Source organism: Gluconobacter sp. P1D12_c (genome assembly GCF_018812105.1).
In the GTDB taxonomy this organism is placed as follows: domain Bacteria; phylum Pseudomonadota; class Alphaproteobacteria; order Acetobacterales; family Acetobacteraceae; genus Gluconobacter; species Gluconobacter oxydans_A.
The window spans coordinates 1-391 of sequence record NZ_JACSIQ010000706.1; the positions used below are offsets into that span (position 1 = coordinate 1).

Sequence of the window (391 nt, forward strand, 5' to 3'; positions counted from 1 at the left end):
GAAGCAATCAGAGAGCTTGCGTGTCCATTTCCTATGCTCCGCCTTGAGGTCATCATATATGCGGACGTTCTCACCGCAGGTGATAACCATGTACCGCAGATACTTCCCCTTATTCGGGAGAATGTTATCAATCCAATAGGTCAGCTCATTCCTCAACTGGCGACGCTCAGCAACAGCAACAGCAGGAATGAACATGATATGCCTAAACTGTTCATCCATCTGCTTAGCTAATCCAGACAGCAAACCCACCTTGAAAAAGGTGCCATCCTGCTTCTTACGCCTAGACGGAATCCCCAGACCTTCAAGCCTGTCAGCAATGCGATCAGATTGAAGCCTTATGGCCTCATCCCTGCCAATGCGTTCAAGATGTTTAAACACATCAACCTTGTTC

The 391-nt window shown here is 47.8% G+C and carries 1 protein-coding gene; it reads right to left on the minus strand.

The window, feature by feature from the left end:
• On the minus strand, positions 1–378 hold a 378-nt coding region (locus tag KP705_RS18830), incomplete at its 3' end, for a hypothetical protein (RefSeq protein WP_215765410.1).
• Positions 379–391: the final 13 nt, after the last annotated feature.